We start from the raw sequence: 18,222 nt of genomic DNA, 5'->3' as shown, positions 1-18,222 counted from the left end.
GTAGACATCACTAAAGAAGCAGCCTGTAAGCAACCTTAGTTCGGTATTGAACCGGACTAAGGTTGTTTAGTCTCTTTGGAAAACGCTCGTTGTTATAGAACTCTTAAAACCTCTATCATTTACGTATGGCTTATTGTCTTTTCCATATAAATGCTTACAATAGGTCTTGTAGCATTTGCTAATTCGAGGAACATTTTGTCAACGAAATTCATCTGAGGGAAAAATAAAAATGAAAATAACATTTCGAAAGGCGACGTCGGATGGTCTCTCAGCTTAGACTTCTATGATCGAGAACTCTGGAAAAGATGAACATCACCTAACAACTATTTACGCATCGGGCTAGAAAGGTTGAAAGAGATGGAAAAAATCAAAGCTATAAAAACCGAATTGGGTGAAATTCATGGAAGAGACGCGATTTTCCTTGATGATATTCAATTCAATTATCAAAAGAAAGAAGTTACATTAATTGGCGAGATAAGCGGAGGATTATGTACAGAATCAGATGATGATGAGTTTATTGGATATGAATTGTTATTCAAGAGAGTTTATTACTTTAATATGGTTGAGTTAGATGTAAGTTTACAGATGTTTGATCATTCATATCATGAAAGTAGTAGCTTCGTAGAAATAGGTAATACAAAAATACTTAGAGATATAAAGAATGCAAGAGGTCTGGAGTTAAAGCAATATGTAATATATACATATGACGAGGTTTTCGTTATCGCATGTCAAGAATTTGAATTACGTTTAAAGAAATAAAAGCAGGAAGCAACATTACACGAAAGATTGGGTATAGGTTTTGTCGTAATATAAGTTTGACTAAGCGCTTGGTTCGCAAATAGTATGAAGGAAGATGAAATTTCCTGAGGAGGTATAGATCGATATGTCTGATCATTGGGATATTTATTTTTGTGAGATTGAAGGTAAGTTTGCATCAGTTGTATTGGATATGGATATCTGGAAGGAGATTGAGAAATCTGAGTATCCACATCCGATGGTTTTAAGAATACGAATCAAGAACCCTGGAGAAAGCGGTACTCCAATTAATGAAGAGGCTGAATTAATCAACGACCTAGAAGACAAAATCAATGATGAAAGTGCAGGTTTTGGATTCCATGTTGGCAGGGTGACTACTGATGGGATACGGGATGTATTTTATTATTTTTCTAAACCTTACGAGCTAGAAAAAGCAGCAGAGACGTATTTCTTGGAACATGGATATGAGATAGAGGTTCTTCATCTTGAAGAGGAAAATCCTTGGGATTTTTATTTTGAGTACCTTTACCCCGACAAATATCAAATTCAACATATGGGGAATCGAAAAGTTGTTGATCAGTTACGAGAGTCAGGGGATACATTTGAAGATGTGAGACAGGTAGATCATTGGGTCTATTTTCAATCTATTGAAGATAAAGAGTATTTCGATGCTAAGGTTGAACTTTTGGGATTCGAAATCGATTCAGATCCTGCTAATGATGAAAAAATTTATTCTCATATCTATCGTTCAGATTACGTCGACTTCCATTCGATTAATGAAGTTACGGATACTCTTGTTGATTTAGTAGAAGAATGTAATGGCGAATATGATGGATGGGGAACTACAGTAGTTAAGTAGATTAGAGGAGGAGGCAACTTCGCCTGGCTTGAATCATAACAACAAGAGAAAGTAAAAACCCACCCTAAGGTTGCACGCCGAAGGTAAAGTATGTTTCATTATGATTGGACATGATGTGAAGGCGAGTAAGAAGCCGTATCTCTGCCATATGTATATAAAAAGACTGCAAAAGCGAGTGCGGTGCTCGGAAATCACGAAATATGCGTGAATAAGGACACACACCTCACTTTCATCTCCTCTAAAGAGTGGTATAATAGTGCGTCACTATGTGAGGTCAAGGGGATCCTTGGCACAATACATGAAGAAGAGATGATACGGTGAGTACAATTGTTCCCAGTATAAAGAGAAGAACGACCTTCCTGTTGAATAAATATTTCACAGGAGAAACGCTTGATTATAAGCAAATTATCGCGATTATTATTCCGATATTTGTGGATCAAGCTTTTATTATTTTGATGAGCCTGCTGAATACGGCCATGATCAGCTCCTCGGGGGTAGCGGCGGTTAGTGCGGTCAGCATGGTGGACTCGTTGAACATCTTCTTGGTCAACGTGTTTGTAGCTGTGGCGACGGGAGGAACCGTCATCGTCGCACAGTATAAAGGCAGGGGCAATGCGGATATGGTTTCGAAGTCAGCTGCTCAAGCCATATCGGCAGTTGCGCTGCTGTCGATCTTGATCAGCGCGGTCGTTATTATTTTTCATAACCCCACACTAAATTTATTATTCGGTCGTGCGGAAGCGGATGTGCTGGATAACGCAAGGATCTTTTTGATCGGGAGCTGCCTCACGTACCCGTTCATTGCGATTTTTCAAGCTGTGACGGGGGCGTTGCGCGGCGTGGCAGAGACGAAGGCCTGCTTGGGTCTATCGTTCATTATGAACTTGACCTACCTGTTTCTGAATGTATTGTTCATTACGGTACTCGATATGGGCGTAGTCGGATTGATCATTTCCATGCTTACGGCTCGTGTGCTGGGAATGGTGATATCGTTAATTTATTTGTTGAAGATCAATCAGACGCTGCAGTTCCGAATTCAGAATGCATTGAAGTTGGATTTCTCAATTTTGAAAAAAATTATGATTATCGGTGTTCCTTTTGCAGCGGAGCAGATGTTCTTTAATGGCGGGAAGCTGCTGACGCAGACGTTTATCGTTCAGCTCGGTACGCTTGCGATCACGGTCAATGCCATAAGCGGCTCCATATCGCTTGTGTTCCAGATCGGAGCGAATGCCTTGAGCATCGCGATCGTCACGGTCGTAGGACAATGCATCGGACGACGCAACATTGAGGACGCGAGGAAGTTTATCAAGTCATTCCTGTGGCTGTCCTCCATCATATTCGTTATTGCGGCAGTGATTCTCATGCCTTTATTCCCTTGGATCGTGAGATTGTTCTCTCCTCCGGCGGAGATCATTCCGGAGATCTTTAAACTTACGGTGCTGATTGCGATTACCCAGCCATTTTTATGGTCGATCAGCTTTATAATGCCATCGGCTCTTCGTGCAGCGGGTGATTCCAACTTTACTTCGATTACTGCGATGCTCACGATGTGGTTGTTCCGTGTCATTCTGGGCTATGTACTCGGGATACCGCTTGGCCTTGGTATCTTAGGGGTATGGATCGCAATGGTTATAGAGTGGGGGATCCGGGGCTCCGCCTTCCTCTGGCGTTTCCGCGGGGAGAAGTGGTACAGCCGGAAGTTGATTTGATAGTTTCAAGAGCCATTACGGCTCTTAAACAAAGAGAAAAGACAGCGAAATCCTAGTTGAAGAGGAGTCACGCTGTCTTTTTTTATTGCTCTCGTTCACTGGATAGCTCCTGGAGAAGCAGGAACAGGGTGGCATTTTGTGGAATATTCTAAATGAAATATATTTACATATGATAGTAGCAGCCCAGTCACATCAGCAGTTACGTTTATCCGCATCGTGCAGCCCCATCTATTGTTCAATTTTACAGCCACCTGACAACCACTTCGTAATGTTCCAACCGTTTCATCACAACAATTAATGAAAGGGAGGTTTCTATGGAATTGCAAGAAATCAAGCAAAACGTAAAGGAAACAAGAGACAAACTGCTCGGAATTCTGAAAGGATTAACTGAAGACCAATTAAATGAACGGAAAGACGAAGATAGTTGGAGTATTGGTCAGATATGTCAGCACCTTGCCAAGGTAGAAGAAATATATGTCGTAGCCATTAAGAGGGGGTTACAGAATACAGAAGAATCATCCGTAGAACACAAATCAATCGATTCTTTACTGGACAGAAAAATAAAGCTAGCGGCCCCGGACATTGTAAAGCCAACGGATGAACATTACGAATATGAAGACATCATTGCAAAGCTAAACAATTCTAGACAACAATTTATTGAGATGCTAAACGCCTTAGAGGATCCGACGATACTGAGTAGAAGACATTTTGTTCACCCTGCCTTTAAAGAGATGTTATTGATTGATTGGGTGAAATCGACGTACGTACATGAAGAAAGGCACATTCAACAAATTCAAGACATTATAAATGGGGTTAGATAAAGACTGGCATGCGAAAGATGCGGTCATTTAATTCCGAAATATACAGGTGAAGTCAATTCACTAGCGAATAATAATTTCATATGAGCAACAGCCGGTAATTGAAAGCGACTTTACGCTTGCATTCGATTACCGGCTTTTTTAACTTTTCTCATAAAAAAGGGGGATGTCGATGTACAAATTAATTCTCGTTGATGATGAAGAAGACGTGAGAGAAGGTGTGCTGCATGAAATTGATTGGGAGTCATTAGGGTTTACGGTCGTGGAGACGGCAGAGAATGGTCAAGAGGCAATGGAGTACATAGAAAGATTGCAACCGGATATTGTGGTGACCGATATTCATATGCCTTTCATGAATGGATTGCAGCTGGCGGAGTGGATTCGCAGTCATGATCCTTCGATGAAAATAATGATATTAACGGGCTACGATGAATTTGAATATGCGCAGAAGGCGATCAAGCTCCAGATAGACGAATACGTGCTCAAGCCATTTTCCGCTGCGGAATTGCAAGCCGCACTGGTGAAGGTCAAGCAGCAGATGGATCAGGAGGTTGCGGAGAAGAACAATTTACTAACGCTACAGGATCATTATCGAAAGAGCTTACCAGTATTGCAGCATGTATTTCTATCTTCTCTCCTTACAGGCAAGTGCTCTTTGGAAGACATTCAAGAGAAATGCGAGCGCTATGAGATAGATTTATCGGGTTCTGCTTATTTGGTCTCTGCGATTCAAATGGATCATAGCAAGGAAGAGAAGAACCGCTATTTATTGCAATTTGCCGTATGCAATATTGCCGAGGAGCTCGTGCTGAAGCATATGCCGGGACGAGTATTTATTCACCATGATCATGTCATTGTGTTAACGATGAGCGCAAGCCGAGAGGGAGTTGGAAATAGTCAGGAGACGATCGGGATACTAGAAGAGATTCTTCAGAGTGTCCATCGATTTCTCAAAATAACGGTAACGATTGGCGTGGGGACTGTCGTGAACGATTTGTCCGAGTTGGTATCTTCTTATCAGGAAGCGGTACAAGCGCTTCATTATCGATTGATTCACGGAAATCATCGCGTCATCTGGATTGAAGATGTAGAGGCGAAGCGGGTGAATCCGCTTGTATTCGACGACATGAAGGAGCAGGCCTTAATCCGTTGTATGAAGGTAGGGACGATAGAAGAAGCGCAAGTGATGATGGGCGAGTTTTTTGATGTCGTGGAATCCAGCACGGTTTCGCTGCAAGATTTTCAAAGCTATTGGATCGAAATTTGGACAGCCATGATGAAAGTGGCGAAAGATATGGACGTCAACTACGAGCAGTTCCTCGGGGGTGCCGTACATCCATTGATGGAAATCTATCATTGCAATAATGCGTCAGAGGCAAAGAATTGGATGCTTCATCAATGTATGAAAATTATGAATTGCATCGCCGTCGAGCGGCAGACTGGCTACAAGAAGCTGGTGGATGACGCAAAAGCGTATATGAAGCTTCATTATGCGGATCTGGATATTTCGATTCATACGGTGTGCAGGCATTTGCACATCAGCACAGGCTACTTCAGCCATATTTTTAAGAAGGAAGCCAAAACCACCTTCGTGAGCTATCTACTAGAGCTAAGAATGGAAGCGGCGAAGGAACTGCTGCGGTCAACAGATCTCAAAGCGTTCGAGATCGGTGAGAGGGTTGGGTATGCGGATCCGAATTATTTCAGCTTCAGCTTCCGCAAGCGCTACGGATTGTCGCCCAAGGAATACCGCAATCGGGATCGAGGGTGAAGGTGGCATGATCAACGTCAGGAGCATTCAGTTTATTATCGCAAAAACGTTTATTTTCATAACCGTTGCTGCGGTGTGTATGGTCAGCATCATGCTGTATAACAAATTTTCCAGTACGGCGGAGACAAATGCGGACTTGAATATTCAGCAAGTCGTAGAGCAGGTCAATTATAATTTGGAGATATATGTGAACAACATTACAAGTATCTTCGAGGTCGTTCAGGACCTGATTCGTAAGAGTCCTTCCGTGACGAATCCTATTTTAGTAGAGCAGCTGAGATCTATTATGAAAACAAGAGAAGATTTGATTTCGATTGCCTTGTTTACCAAGCAAGGAAAGCTAGTCTTTAACACCCCTCAACTGACCATGCGGAGCAATACACAATTAGAGCGGCAAAGCTGGTTCGAGGCCGCTATGGCGCGGCCGGATCATTTATCTTTTTCATCACCTCATATTCAGAATTTATTTAAAACCACTTACAAATGGGCCGTCTCCATCAGTAAGCAAGCTGGGTATCGTGTAGCGGGAGGCCAGCATGATCAGGGTGTGCTGGTTATCGATATGAACTTCAAGACGATCAATGAATTAAGCAAGCAAGTATCCTTTGGCAAGAGGGGCTATATCTACATTATCGATTCGTTCGGCAACATCGTCTATCATCCGCAGCAGCAACTGATTTATGCAGGGTTAAAGTATGAGAACTTAGAACGCGTCCTTACCTACGCATATGGAAGCTTCCAAGATAACAGCAATGACGAGAGCAAGCTGATTACCGTCAAAACGGTAAATCCGATCGGCTGGAAAGTTGTAGGCGTCGCCTACAAAGATGAGATCGTAACAACCAAGTCTGAACTAAATACCTTTATACTGTGGTTTCTCGTCATCGTCATTCTGATCGTTCTATTCGTGTCGATCGTTGTATCTGCGAGAATCTCACTGCCCATTCAGAATCTAGCGAAATCGGTAAAGAGCGCGGGGGAAGGGGACTTTACAGTACCGATCTCGACGATGGGCATCTATGAAGTGGATCAATTGTCCAGCCGGTTCAACATGATGCTTCGGCAAATTCGGCAGTTAATGGATCAGATTATTGTGGAGCAAGAGGCGAAGCGCAAGAGTGAGCTTGATGTGCTGCAAGCACAGATTAATCCACACTTTCTATACAACACCTTGAATTCGGTCATCCGGCTTGCGGAACGGGGAGAGACAAGGGAGGCCGTTACGGCAATTACATCCTTATCGCGATTTTTTCGGATTAGCCTGAGCAAAGGGAAGAACATCATCACCGTACAAGAAGAGATTGAACATGTCAGACATTACTTAATCATTCAGACCATCCGTTATAAACGCAAATTTCAATATGCAATAAATATCCAGGATGAGGCATTGGATTGCATGACCATGAAGCTTATTTTGCAGCCAATCGTCGAAAATGCGATCGTGCATGGGATTGAGATGATGCAGGAGGAAGGGATGATCACCATAACAGCCGCTATTGTAGAAGATAAGTTGATGCTGCAAGTAACGGATAACGGCTTAGGCATGAGTCCTCAGATTGTGAACAGTCTTCTAACGAAGAAGGTAAGAAGTGAAAGTGGGTCAGGCGTTGGCGTGAAAAATGTACATGATCGTATCCAGCTATGCTTCGGTCAAGGCTATGGACTGGAGTTCGAGAGCGAGCTGGAAGAAGGCACGACGGTCAAAATCTGGCTTCCCATTGTCCGGGATGAAAGGGAGGCAGAGTCGTGAATCGAAGAATGAATCTATTGTTAATTGTGATTATATCACTCTCCTTCTCGCTGTCGTCTTGTTCCATTCAGACCAATATGATGTCGGATAATATGCTCGCTATAGACCTAATCGTCAAGATGAATCAGGGCGATTACTGGAACACGCTGAAGAGCGGGGCTGAGGCTGCGGCCAAGGAATTCAATGTGAAGCTTCATTTTCTGGCTCCGAATCATGAAGATGATATTCCAGGTCAGATTGAATTAGTGAATCAATCCATTCAGAATCGTCCGGATGCCATCATTCTTGCAGCGAGTGATTATATGGGGTTAGCACAAGTGACCGATCGAATTGCCTATCAAAATATTCCGATCATATCCATCGACTCAGAGGTTGGATCCGCACGTGTGAAGACGTATGTCGGTACGAACAATTATGAAGCAGGGCAGCTGGCCGCGAAGCGAATGATCGAATTGATTCATGAATCGGGTCAAATTGCGGTCATGAACTTTGTAGAGGCAGCCAAAAATGCGAATCAACGGGAAGAAGGGTTTCAAGATTATGTGGCCAGATTTCCCAATGTTCGTGTAGTGGATATTCAATATTCACAGTCCAATCAACGAAATGCGGAGGAGATCACACGCAGATGGCTCGCACAATATCCGAGTCTGGATGGGATAGTCGCACTTAATGCAGAATCTTCAATCGGCGTAGGGCGTGAGATTCAACGATCCGGCCATGGTGGAAGTGTGAAGGTGATCGCATTCGATAGTCCACCCGAGACAATGGGGTTGTTGCAGGATGGAGTTGTTCAGGGGTTGGTTCTTCAGAATCCATTTAATAACGGATATCTCGCCGTGAAGTACGCCGTCGACATTATTGAGGGGCGGAACGTACCTGAAAGAATAGATACAGGCGTTAAGCTAATTGATCTGGACAATATGCTGTGGCCAGAAAACCAGAAGCTGTTGTTTCCGTTTGTAAAATAACTCAGTGCGCGCAAGATGATGAGAATTTCGATAGAACTCAGGAGGATTTTCGATACCGGATCCCATGAGAATCCATCATAATGAAAGCGTATTCTTTTCTAGGGTATTCAGGAATGATGTTGAGGAGGTCTTGATTAAATGAAGAAAGTATCAGCTTTGATTCTGGCGAGTGCATTAATTGCGACAGTTGTTAGCGGCTGCGCAAACGGGAAAAGTTCAGGCGGTGACGGCGGCAGTGAACCCCAAGTAGGTGTTGCGATTTATAAGTTCGACGATACGTTCATGACAGGCGTGCGGAATGCGATTTCGGATTCAGCGAAAGGGATTGCCCAAGCCGATATCGTGGACAGTCAGAATTCACAGCCGACCCAAAACGATAAGGTGGATTTGTTCATCACGAAAGGGGTTAAAGCCTTGGTCGTTAACCCTGTTGACCGTACGGCAGCGGGTGTCATTATCGATAAGGCGATGGCCAAAGACATTCCGGTTGTATTTCTGAATCGCGAGCCGCTGCCGGAAGATATGAAGAAATGGGATAAAGTCTATTATGTTGGTGCAAAGGCCGAAGAATCCGGTACGATGTCCGGTCAGCTTATTTCGGATTACTGGAAGGCGAACCCGGGAACGGATAAGAACAAGGATGGCGTTTTGCAATATGTCATGTTAAAAGGGGAGCCTGGTCATCAGGATGCTGAACTCCGTACGAAGTACTCGATCCAAGCGATCGAAGACGCGGGGATTAAAGTTGAGAAGCTGCAGGAAGATACCGGGATGTGGGATCGCGTAAAAGGGCAGGAGAAGATGGCGGCGTTCTTGGCTGCACATGGCGATAAGATTGAAGCCGTCTTTGCGAACAATGACGATATGGCCTTGGGCGCCATTGAGGCATTAAAGGCGAATGGCTATTTCAAGGATAACAAATTCATTCCTGTGGTAGGTGTCGACGCGACAGCGCCGGCGCTGCAGGCATTGGAGGAAGGAACCTTGCTTGGAACCGTTCTGAATGATGCGAAGAACCAAGGAAAAGCTGCGATCACGCTCGCTAGCGTGCTGGCGAAAGGCGAGAAGCCTTCGAAAGATAATGTTGGTTATGAGATCACGGATAATCATTATATTTGGATTTCTTATAAGAAAATTACGAAAGACAATATGGCTGACGCGAAGTAATGTGAACCGTTGAACTATTGGCTTCAAGTTGGGGAGGTAGAATGATTCGTTATTCGTACCTCCCCTTTTTACGAAGAGACTTAGGGGGCGAAAGGGATGGGGCAGCATGAATTCGTGCTCGAAATGAACAACATTTCTAAGGAATTTCCCGGAGTTAAGGCGTTGAACCAGGTGACGCTGCAAGTGAGGCCTGGAAGCGTACATGCACTGATGGGCGAAAATGGAGCGGGCAAATCAACATTGATGAAATGCCTCTTCGGGATCTATACCCCTGATGAAGGCGAGATTATGGTGAATGGCGAAGCTGTGCAGATTCCGAACTCCAAAACGGCATTGAATATCGGGATATCGATGATTCATCAGGAGCTTCACCCTGTACCTTACCGAAATGTGATGGAGAATATTTGGCTGGGACGATTCCCGACGAGAGGGATTGGCCCTATTCAATTTATCGATCATAAGCGCATGGCGCGAGATACGCATGATTTATTCAAACAACTGGACATCGATTTGCAGCCCGAGACAATGGTTCATACGTTATCGGTTTCCAAAATCCAATCCATCGAAATTGCCAAGGCGGTATCTTTCCATTCCCGTATCATTGTGATGGATGAACCGACGTCGTCCCTTACCGATGTCGAGGTTGAGCAGTTGTTCCGAATCATTCGAGAGTTGAAAAAAAATGGCGTCGCCATTATTTATATATCGCACAAAATGGAAGAAATCCTTCAGATATCAGATGAAGTGACGATTATGAGAGATGGGAAAAAAATCGGGACGTGGCCGGCATCCGAATTAACAACGGACCTGATTATTTCTCGAATGGTTGGACGCGATTTGACGAACCGATTCCCACCACGGAACAACGTGCCCGGCGAGGTCGTGATGCGCGTTCAAGGACTGACCTCCCCTCTACCCAAATCGTTCAACCATGTGAGTTTTGACTTGCACCGTGGTGAAATCGTTGGGATCGGCGGATTGGTAGGCGCACAGCGCACCGAATTGATGGAGGCCTTATTCGGACTTCGGGACATCCAATCGGGTACCATCTCGATTCGAGGCAAGGAGGTACGGATCGATTCTCCCGTCATTGCGAAGAAACATGGTATGGCATTGTTAACGGAGGAACGTCGCGTGACAGGCATTTTCCCGGTGTTATCGGTTCATGAGAATGCGGCAATCGCGAATTTGGAGCGCTATCGCAAGCCTTATTTCCTGTTAGACGGGAAAAAGAAAAAGGCGGAAGTGGACGCGATGGTTCAGAAATTGAGAACCAAAACACCGTCTACGCGCGAACTCATCATGAACCTGTCTGGCGGGAACCAGCAAAAGGTGCTGTTTGCACGCTGGCTCCTGACGGAACCGGATATATTGCTGTTGGATGAGCCTACCCGCGGCATTGACGTCGGGGCTAAGTATGAAATTTACTCGATCATTGCTGAACTGGCCTTGCAGGGCAAGAGCATTATTATGATCTCTTCGGAAATGCCGGAGCTCATCGGGATGTCAGATCGCATTATGGTTATGTCCGAAGGGCGGGTGACCGGGATTTTGAATGGGAAGGAAGCGACGGAAGAGGAAATTATGCGGCTAGCGGCGCAGCATTAAGCGGCAGAGAAAGGTGAGATCTACGATGAACGCGAAGCGAATTCAATCTTTTATTTCCCAAAATGTCATCTATATGGTTCTGGCTGTCCTTATCATAGGAATTGCGATTTACGATCCTTCATTTATAGGATTAAATCCACTCCGGGATATCCTGAATCAGTCATCTACACGGGTCATTATTGCCCTTGGCGTTGCCTTTGTTCTCATTACAGGCGGTACGGACTTGTCTGCAGGCAGGATTGTGGGTTTATCCGCGGTCGTATCGGCGTCCATGCTGCAGACAACCGATTATGCGCGCAGGTTTTTCCCCGATCTGGAGGAACTGCCGTTATTCGTACCGATTCTACTAGCAGTCGTTGTAGGTCTAATATTTGGACTCATTAACGGGGTAATTGTTGCTAAGTTCAAGGTGCCACCATTTATTGCGACGTTAGGTACGATGGTGGCTGTGTATGGCGTCAACTCCTTGTACTTTGACACGGCTCCGAATCATTCGCAGCCGATCGGCGGCTTGCGGCCTGATTTTAAAGAATATTTCGGCACAGGAAGCATCGGCTTTGGCGGTGTATCCATTCCGATTATTGTGGTGATCGCAATCGCAGTTGCGTTTATCGTATGGGTTGTGTTCAACCAAACGAGATTGGGCAAAAACATGTATGCGATCGGCGGGAATCAGCAGGCAGCAAGGGTATCAGGCATTAATGTAGGCAAAAACCTAGTGTATATCTATGCTATTGCCGGCGCGCTGTATGGTCTGGCTGGGGTTCTCGAAGCGGCAAGAACCGGGGGAGCGACGAATAACTACGGAAATATGTACGAATTGGATGCGATTGCCGCCTGCGTAGTCGGCGGCGTGTCGACCACTGGGGGCATCGGAACGGTCCCAGGTGTAGTGACGGGAGTACTTATTTTTACGGTCATTAACTACGGTCTGACCTTCATCGGCGTAAGCCCGTATTGGCAGTTGATCATTAAAGGGTCGATTATCGTAGCAGCTGTTGCCTTCGATATGCGGAAATATGCAGCTAAGAAATAAAGGATTTGATTAGGTTGAGGCCTTCCTTACGGAGATCCCTGCAAAACGAATACAGTTTGTGTAAAAAGCAGGGGCTGTCCCAAAAGTGTTCGCATGAAATGAGAACATCCCAATTCATGAACGAAAGGACCTCAAACTCCACCGCTAAGTTGAGGATGAGGTCCTTTGTGAAATTCAACTCTTAGTGGGGCTTGAAAATCGTAAAATGACTTCTGGGACAGCCACAATGTTTTTACTCCTTCTGTTTCAGTTGGCGGTTAATCAGAAGGGTGCTTAAATAATTATTCAAAGCACCGCGGGGAAATCCCCAGCAGTCTATTCATGAGACATTCGTTACGCCAATAACGATGGCCTTATTTTATTTGTAGTTATTTCTTACTCTTATGATAGATATTGGTATATTCACATATATCTCGATAAGTCGATATAGCTCAATAGACACTAATATATGCAAGTTATATCAAGATCACACCACAAATATACATAATTTCAATTAGATTAGCATTACATAGCCTCCTCTTTGGACATCTAAATTAAAGTCAAAAGATCACTATATAAAGTAATCATTGTCTACTATTTCCTTCCTTTAGCGCATCATATAATAAAGGCAGAGGAGCAACTATCAAACAAAAGGAGACTATTAAAATGAAAAAAGTAACGATGGGCTTATTAAGTGTCGTGCTTTTGTTTTCGGTAGCAAGTTCTGCATTGGCTGCTCCATCAGTAAGCAGTCAAGGTAACATCAGCGCTATGAGAGCAGAATGTCCTTCTGCTGGCGCAGTGCAACCTATTGAAGTAGGAGTAAAATGGTTAATACCTACGAAAGGCGCAAGCTACTCGATTGCTTCTAAAGAGAATATTGAAATTGTTAATGGTCGTTATGTGCTTGCCCACGAACGAGGAAATGCAGACGTAAAAGTTTTTGACAAAAACGATAGATGTATTGCTCGCTATTATATAGCTGCGAGCAACTAATCAAATGGTGCTCCTCTAATTGAAGCAAGGAATGGACTGTAACCTGTAACCGTACTTGTAACCCTAATAAGTGGGTCATAGAAAGGTGAAAACCACCAATTCTATGACCCATTTTAAAAATAATGCCTTATTATCTTATCTAGCCAGTCCATTCAAATCATATGCAAACGCAGAGTTTATCTAAGGCTACCCGGCAGATACTGCATATTCCGGTAAGGATAATTTGGTAGAATGAAAAAGGAGAACATATTACCTGTCGTACCGCTAAACCCCGTCGTTCACGAGGGAGGCCAGCGTCGGGAAGGATTTGAATATAACAAGGACGCCAATTTCTTCGTCTGTCCGGCCGGTGAGCAAAGTAAGCGCAAGGCGGTTCAAGGTAGCAAGACCAGTGGAGATAGTCGCTCTCTTGTGTATTACTTTGACGTCGAGAAGTGCAAGACGTGTCCGATGCATGAAGGGTGTTACAAGCCAGGCTCCAAGAGAAAAACTTACTCGATTCGAATCATCGCCGAACATTTCAAGGAACAGATCGAGTTCGAATTAAGCGACACGTTCAAAGAACGAATCAAACACAGACCGATCATTGAACATAAAAATGCAAAAATGAAAAGATCCCATGGTATGGACACAGCTAAATACCAGGGACTCTTTCGTATGCGAATACAAGGCTACCTCACCGCGTTCGAAACGCAAAGCGGATGGTAAAGCTAATAGAGCAAAAGCAGCCCATACCTCGGGTGAGGATGGACTGCTTTTTTTCTCTCAGGGGACTCTATTTTCCATTTTTGGGCTTTCACCTCGATGAAATTGGGGCTTTTGCAGTAGTCTCCTTACGGGAGGGCTTATTTTTTGTTAGTTCGTGGAAACTTTTATGGAGAATGGAATGTATAGTAATGGGAGGGGCATGAACGCTGCTTGTTTTCATTATTTATTCTGAGATTGCAATTGTCCAAATTTATCATAAATAATGATGTTGCTACAGAATCCAAAGATGAAGTATGGTATGAGAACACCTGAGGTGCAAAGGAGATACATATAAAATGACATGGAGTTTGGACAGTGTTGTAGAAAGACATAAGGAAGCGCCCTATACGTTTTATGTACCTAGTGAATACGTGTTGAACAAGATTGAGATTGGCGAGTTGGTCAAGCTGATTTTTTTATGCGAGGAAGAAGATGCAGAATATCGTGGGGAAAGAATGTGGGTTGAAATCATTCATCGATCAGGTGATGAACTGATTGGAACATTACGGAATGAACCGGTATCTATCAAGGATCTGGCTTTTGGTCAAGAAATCCATTTTAGAATCGAGCATATTTGTGACACGATGCATCACGATCCTAGCGCCGTCAATTGGGATTATTATTTTGTGAAGAAGGTTGTTGTAACGAACGATGTGCTGGAGCGAAATGAATTTAATTTTATGGTAAGGGACTTTCCGAATGAAGGCTCAGAATCGGATACGGGATGGAGTTTCTTTACGGGGTATGAAGAAGAAAACGATCCTGATGATATCGATAATTACCAATTTATTTCGATTGGAAAGGTATTGAATATAGATGATTCGATTCTTGCTTTTATAGATCGGGAGCCTCAATGTGCCTTTGAGAGGAATCTTGAAACGAAAGAGTTTTATGAGGTATTTGATTATGAATGGGAAGAATAGTTGAACGCTGTGCCGGATATCGCACATTCGATTTATGAAAAAAATTAATTTCTTGGAAACGAAGCCTGCTACTCGATTTGATGAATTTGATCTGAATCAAGATGGAAATAAGAACACCCGATTCGCAGACTTGATTATTGACGGAAGATCTATCTATCAAATGTTCAAAAAGCATGACTTGGTTCCATCTCTTGGTTGGGGGAGCGAAGCGAATCAAAAACTTATGATCGATTATTTTTTGTTGAGAGAACAACATGAATATATGTACAATAGATATCCGATTTTAGTATGTCCCTGGTGTGGCGACGAAGATTGTGGATTTATTTCGGTATTTATTGAGAGAGAAGAAGATATCGTAATCTGGAAGGATTTCATGAAAGATCATGATAACAGAACTATTCCTTTAGGGCCTTTTTACTTCAAATGGGATAACTATAAACAGGTAATTGACAGTACGTTTGGAACCGTAGGTATCCAGTAATTATTGTGTTCGTAATTCATGACTGCTGTGACTGCAAATCGGCTTCCGATTGTTAGTTTGTTAGGACTGGCTATGTCGGCTTTCATATGCATTCTTACGGAATGCCTGCTGGCAGGTTTTTTGCCACAAATGGAACAAGATCTGGGGTCGGGTTGATTTGCATCGGGGACTATATATGAAGCAATTGCCGACTATTAAATTAGAAAGATTGCTGCTGCGACCATTTCGTTTAGATGATGCGAATATAGTTCAAGATAGCAGGTGATAAAAATATGAACTGAGTATATGCACGTATTTTTAGGGAAAAATCCTGCAACTGGTCACCGGAACAGATAGCGGAGAAGACCGGTTCGAAAGCAGGCCCTTCGTCTGCTTCAAAACCATCTATCGGTGGATATACAATGGACGGTTGGCAGCCGGTGATTACGACATAAAGGCAAGCGTCAGAGGCCTCTGGAAACTCGATGTCGGTTCAACCGATTAGCAAGCGCCCTAAAGAGGTTCGTAAGCGTGAAACCTTCGATCACTGGGAGCTGGAACCATTGCCTCTAGCCGTGGCAAAAGCAAAGCTTGTGTAGTCAATTTTATTGAGCGTAAGACACGGCACTACTTAGCCTTGAAAATGCCTGATCTTACCGCCTATTCGTTGGAGGTCGCCTTTGGTGGTTGCCAGTCAGTATCCTCAAGCTGCCCTTCAAACCACTACAGTAGATCGTTTTTGCTTCGGTCACCGATGAAGATTTGGCTAGGGCTATCTGTCTCATTAACAATCGTCCTCGTAAATCTCTAGGCTGGATGTCTGCTTACGAAGCTTTCATGGATGACCTGTCGCACTTAGCTGACAATCGATTCATGAATCAAGAATTGCCTTACACGTCCTTGTAATACAAAATAACAATTCGTAGGAACATCTCCTTGGCTAAGGAGCACTGTTCCTTTTTTATATTCCTCTAAATGAATATATTCGGGAAAAACCCGCTGTTCCACTTTAGTAAGGGATGTATATTTCGCCATGTACTTCACCAATGATTCTTTCATGCTTCTCCCACTGATCACTTGGATTGATGAAATAAATAAATAGGAATAATCCTATCGCGAACCGGCTCACGTACCTAAACGAGCTTGTTAGCACCGTTATCATGTTCAATACAGAGATAACCAAGAAAAGAGCGAAATATGTCAAAAATAGCAATTAAATCTATCTCTATTTATTTACATAAAGAGTACATGAGCATTATTTTCCCGTTTAGTGACAAAAAAACAGGTCGTAAGACATGTGTTCAGGTATTCAGTAATGATATTATTATCCTGATTTTAAAAAAGAAGGAAAAAATAAAGGTTCTACAATTGATTACATTATTCACCATTTGCCCAGGGAAGTGGAAGTGATGTGGCGTGAAGTTGGTAGAAACGGTGCTAGCTATATAGAAGCTCGTTGATCTGTTCAGGCTGGCATTCGAATGAAAAGTAATATCGTAATCGATACGGAAATAATGGAGACCAAGAAGCAAATTCCAAAAAAAACGACAAAAATAGACAACCGTCGTTATTTTCTATTGTTTTCAGAGGTATTTCTCATCGTACTTCGGTGTTGTTACCTCGTTTTGTGACAAAATTTTAGGTCTGAAGACATGATTTTTTAAGTGCTCAGCAATCCTTAGCTGTACAAGAATTTTCTACAATTCACTACACCCAAAACCCACAGCAGCGATCAAATAGAATAGGGCTGTAACGCTAATAATACGCAAGTTTTCCCACATTTGAATCGCCATAAAGCAGTTAAAAAGCGGATGAATGAGAATAGGGAAAATAAATCAAATTATTGAGTACCTTTTGCATGATCGATACAGAATTAATGGAGCCCAAAAAGTGAGCTACAAAAAAAGACAAAACTAGACAGTTTCCGCTATTCTCTTTTATTTCCATGGGCATTATAATTAGTACATTGGTATTATTTTCACGTTTTGGGGACGGAATATTAGGCCTGATGACATGATTTCAAGTACCCAGCAATGATGTCATTGTCCCGATTCTTGAATAAAGAGGGGATGTAGTCAGGGGTGAAGTGATGAATTCAATTAAAGAAATGGAGAGGCCGATGTCAGGGAAACCAGGAAAAGAAAAGTTGATTTCGATCATTATGGCAGTCATGGGCATTATTCTGATCGCAGGTGGAGTAACGAAGTTATAGGGAAAGGAATGGGCATGGAAAAGTTATCTTTAGTCATAGGGTCTTCGGAACAAGATTATTTGGAAATGTTAATGGGTTATGTTCGACAATCTGAATTTGTATCATCAATTTCAATTAAGGCATTTTCAAATAAGGAACATTTCATCTCCTATCTTAATAAACCCTCGTTGACACATATCACTCTAGTAGAGCCTGATTTTATTGATGAGGCTGAATAAGTATTCGCATATTCTCCCAAAGGTGCAATTTATACTAAATAAATATACGGAAACGTCAGCAATGAGATAAACTTCACAGAGCTGGGGATTGAAGGATATGGCAAAGCGATGCCTCGCGTCACAGGAATCTAATACGGAGGTTCTAAGATTACATTCATTCGGATCTAGAGATGCACATAGAGTTCGCATACAGCAAGCACCGGTCAAGCACCATACAATGCTCCACTATGAAGAGGTTCCGG

At 43.2% G+C, this 18,222-nt stretch carries 15 protein-coding genes and 4 pseudogenes; 17 read left to right on the top strand and 2 right to left on the bottom strand.

The genetic code is table 11. The annotated features are described in order from the left end of the window. Positions 1–10: 10 nt before the first annotated feature. Positions 11–103, bottom strand: a pseudogene (locus M3661_RS30895) (IS3 family transposase); the annotation flags it as partial. 254 nt (positions 104–357) lie between these two features. Between M3661_RS30895 and M3661_RS25575 the strand changes: the two are divergent. From M3661_RS25575 to M3661_RS31085, 15 genes and pseudogenes are all read left to right on the top strand, one after another. After that, the gene (locus M3661_RS25575) at positions 358–759 is read left to right on the top strand and encodes a hypothetical protein (protein WP_142544331.1); all 402 of its coding nucleotides are present in this window, start codon (positions 358–360) and stop codon (positions 757–759) included. A gap of 124 nt (positions 760–883) precedes the next feature. Continuing rightward, the gene (locus M3661_RS25570; RefSeq protein ID WP_065294483.1) at positions 884–1,615 is read left to right on the top strand and encodes a DUF695 domain-containing protein; all 732 of its coding nucleotides are present in this window, start codon (positions 884–886) and stop codon (positions 1,613–1,615) included. A 317-nt stretch (positions 1,616–1,932) separates the two neighbouring features. Beyond that, the gene (locus M3661_RS25565; protein ID WP_251489726.1) at positions 1,933–3,327 is read left to right on the top strand and encodes an MATE family efflux transporter; all 1,395 of its coding nucleotides are present in this window, start codon (positions 1,933–1,935) and stop codon (positions 3,325–3,327) included. A gap of 314 nt (positions 3,328–3,641) precedes the next feature. Continuing rightward, positions 3,642–4,148 carry a DinB family protein gene (locus M3661_RS25560; protein WP_065294091.1) on the top strand — a complete coding sequence of 169 codons (507 nt, stop codon included), beginning with the start codon at positions 3,642–3,644 and terminating at the stop codon, positions 4,146–4,148. A gap of 169 nt (positions 4,149–4,317) precedes the next feature. After that, entirely contained in the window at positions 4,318–5,916 is a 1,599-nt protein-coding gene (locus tag M3661_RS25555) for a response regulator (protein WP_251489725.1), read from the top strand. 7 nt (positions 5,917–5,923) lie between these two features. Continuing rightward, positions 5,924–7,666: a sensor histidine kinase gene (locus M3661_RS25550; RefSeq protein ID WP_251489723.1), complete on the top strand. Its 1,743-nt coding sequence runs from the start codon at positions 5,924–5,926 to the stop codon at positions 7,664–7,666. Next, positions 7,663–8,634, top strand: a complete 972-nt coding sequence (locus M3661_RS25545; RefSeq protein ID WP_251489721.1) for a substrate-binding domain-containing protein — start codon at positions 7,663–7,665, stop codon at positions 8,632–8,634. The genes M3661_RS25550 and M3661_RS25545 overlap by 4 nt, the downstream gene beginning before the upstream one ends. A 138-nt stretch (positions 8,635–8,772) precedes the next feature. Then, positions 8,773–9,801: a galactose ABC transporter substrate-binding protein gene (locus tag M3661_RS25540; protein ID WP_251489719.1), complete on the top strand. Its 1,029-nt coding sequence runs from the start codon at positions 8,773–8,775 to the stop codon at positions 9,799–9,801. Between the two features lie 96 nt (positions 9,802–9,897). After that, positions 9,898–11,409, top strand: a complete 1,512-nt coding sequence (locus M3661_RS25535; RefSeq protein ID WP_251489717.1) for a sugar ABC transporter ATP-binding protein — start codon at positions 9,898–9,900, stop codon at positions 11,407–11,409. Positions 11,410–11,434: 25 nt separating this feature from the next. Continuing rightward, positions 11,435–12,445, top strand: a complete 1,011-nt coding sequence (gene mglC, locus M3661_RS25530) for a galactose/methyl galactoside ABC transporter permease MglC (protein ID WP_251489715.1) — start codon at positions 11,435–11,437, stop codon at positions 12,443–12,445. A 645-nt stretch (positions 12,446–13,090) separates the two neighbouring features. Then, positions 13,091–13,420: a BLB8/JUQZ-1 family protein gene (locus M3661_RS25525; protein ID WP_072730762.1), complete on the top strand. Its 330-nt coding sequence runs from the start codon at positions 13,091–13,093 to the stop codon at positions 13,418–13,420. 193 nt (positions 13,421–13,613) lie between these two features. Then, positions 13,614–14,128 (top strand): annotated as a pseudogene (locus M3661_RS25520) (transposase); the annotation flags it as partial. 335 nt (positions 14,129–14,463) lie between these two features. Continuing rightward, complete coding sequence (locus M3661_RS25515) at positions 14,464–15,090, top strand: immunity protein Imm33 domain-containing protein (RefSeq protein WP_251489713.1); 627 nt, start codon at positions 14,464–14,466, stop codon at positions 15,088–15,090. Between the two features lie 34 nt (positions 15,091–15,124). Further along, positions 15,125–15,571 (top strand): oxidoreductase, encoded by a 447-nt coding sequence (locus tag M3661_RS25510; protein WP_251489711.1) that lies wholly within the window; start codon positions 15,125–15,127, stop codon positions 15,569–15,571. Between the two features lie 317 nt (positions 15,572–15,888). Beyond that, positions 15,889–16,456: pseudogene (locus M3661_RS31085) on the top strand (IS30 family transposase); the annotation flags it as partial. Here M3661_RS31085 and M3661_RS25505 read toward each other — a convergent pair. Continuing rightward, a pseudogene (locus M3661_RS25505) lies at positions 16,418–16,609 on the bottom strand (cyclic nucleotide-binding domain-containing protein); the annotation flags it as partial. The pseudogenes M3661_RS31085 and M3661_RS25505 overlap by 39 nt on opposite strands. Before the next feature lie 1,030 nt (positions 16,610–17,639). Between M3661_RS25505 and M3661_RS30395 the strand changes: the two are divergent. Further along, positions 17,640–17,762: a hypothetical protein gene (locus tag M3661_RS30395; protein ID WP_260612302.1), complete on the top strand. Its 123-nt coding sequence runs from the start codon at positions 17,640–17,642 to the stop codon at positions 17,760–17,762. A gap of 14 nt (positions 17,763–17,776) precedes the next feature. Further along, positions 17,777–17,980 (top strand): hypothetical protein, encoded by a 204-nt coding sequence (locus M3661_RS25500; RefSeq protein ID WP_251489707.1) that lies wholly within the window; start codon positions 17,777–17,779, stop codon positions 17,978–17,980. Positions 17,981–18,222: the final 242 nt, after the last annotated feature.

The sequence above is a fragment of the Paenibacillus sp. MER 180 genome, from assembly GCF_023713665.1.
In the GTDB taxonomy this organism is placed as follows: Bacteria; Bacillota; Bacilli; order Paenibacillales; family Paenibacillaceae; genus Paenibacillus_B; species Paenibacillus_B suaedae.
This window is presented reverse-complemented; position numbering and strand designations above follow the sequence as displayed.

Coding starts and splice junctions, on each gene's coding strand:
- M3661_RS25575 (WP_142544331.1), top strand. CDS start 358: ATGGAAAAAATCAAAGCTATAAAAACCGAATTGGGTGAAATTCATGGA.
- M3661_RS25570 (WP_065294483.1), top strand. CDS start 884: ATGTCTGATCATTGGGATATTTATTTTTGTGAGATTGAAGGTAAGTTT.
- M3661_RS25560 (WP_065294091.1), top strand. CDS start 3,642: ATGGAATTGCAAGAAATCAAGCAAAACGTAAAGGAAACAAGAGACAAA.
- M3661_RS25555 (WP_251489725.1), top strand. CDS start 4,318: ATGTACAAATTAATTCTCGTTGATGATGAAGAAGACGTGAGAGAAGGT.
- M3661_RS25550 (WP_251489723.1), top strand. CDS start 5,924: ATGATCAACGTCAGGAGCATTCAGTTTATTATCGCAAAAACGTTTATT.
- M3661_RS25540 (WP_251489719.1), top strand. CDS start 8,773: ATGAAGAAAGTATCAGCTTTGATTCTGGCGAGTGCATTAATTGCGACA.
- M3661_RS25535 (WP_251489717.1), top strand. CDS start 9,898: ATGGGGCAGCATGAATTCGTGCTCGAAATGAACAACATTTCTAAGGAA.
- mglC (WP_251489715.1), top strand. CDS start 11,435: ATGAACGCGAAGCGAATTCAATCTTTTATTTCCCAAAATGTCATCTAT.
- M3661_RS25525 (WP_072730762.1), top strand. CDS start 13,091: ATGAAAAAAGTAACGATGGGCTTATTAAGTGTCGTGCTTTTGTTTTCG.
- M3661_RS25515 (WP_251489713.1), top strand. CDS start 14,464: ATGACATGGAGTTTGGACAGTGTTGTAGAAAGACATAAGGAAGCGCCC.
- M3661_RS25510 (WP_251489711.1), top strand. CDS start 15,125: ATGAAAAAAATTAATTTCTTGGAAACGAAGCCTGCTACTCGATTTGAT.
- M3661_RS30395 (WP_260612302.1), top strand. CDS start 17,640: ATGAATTCAATTAAAGAAATGGAGAGGCCGATGTCAGGGAAACCAGGA.
- M3661_RS25500 (WP_251489707.1), top strand. CDS start 17,777: ATGGAAAAGTTATCTTTAGTCATAGGGTCTTCGGAACAAGATTATTTG.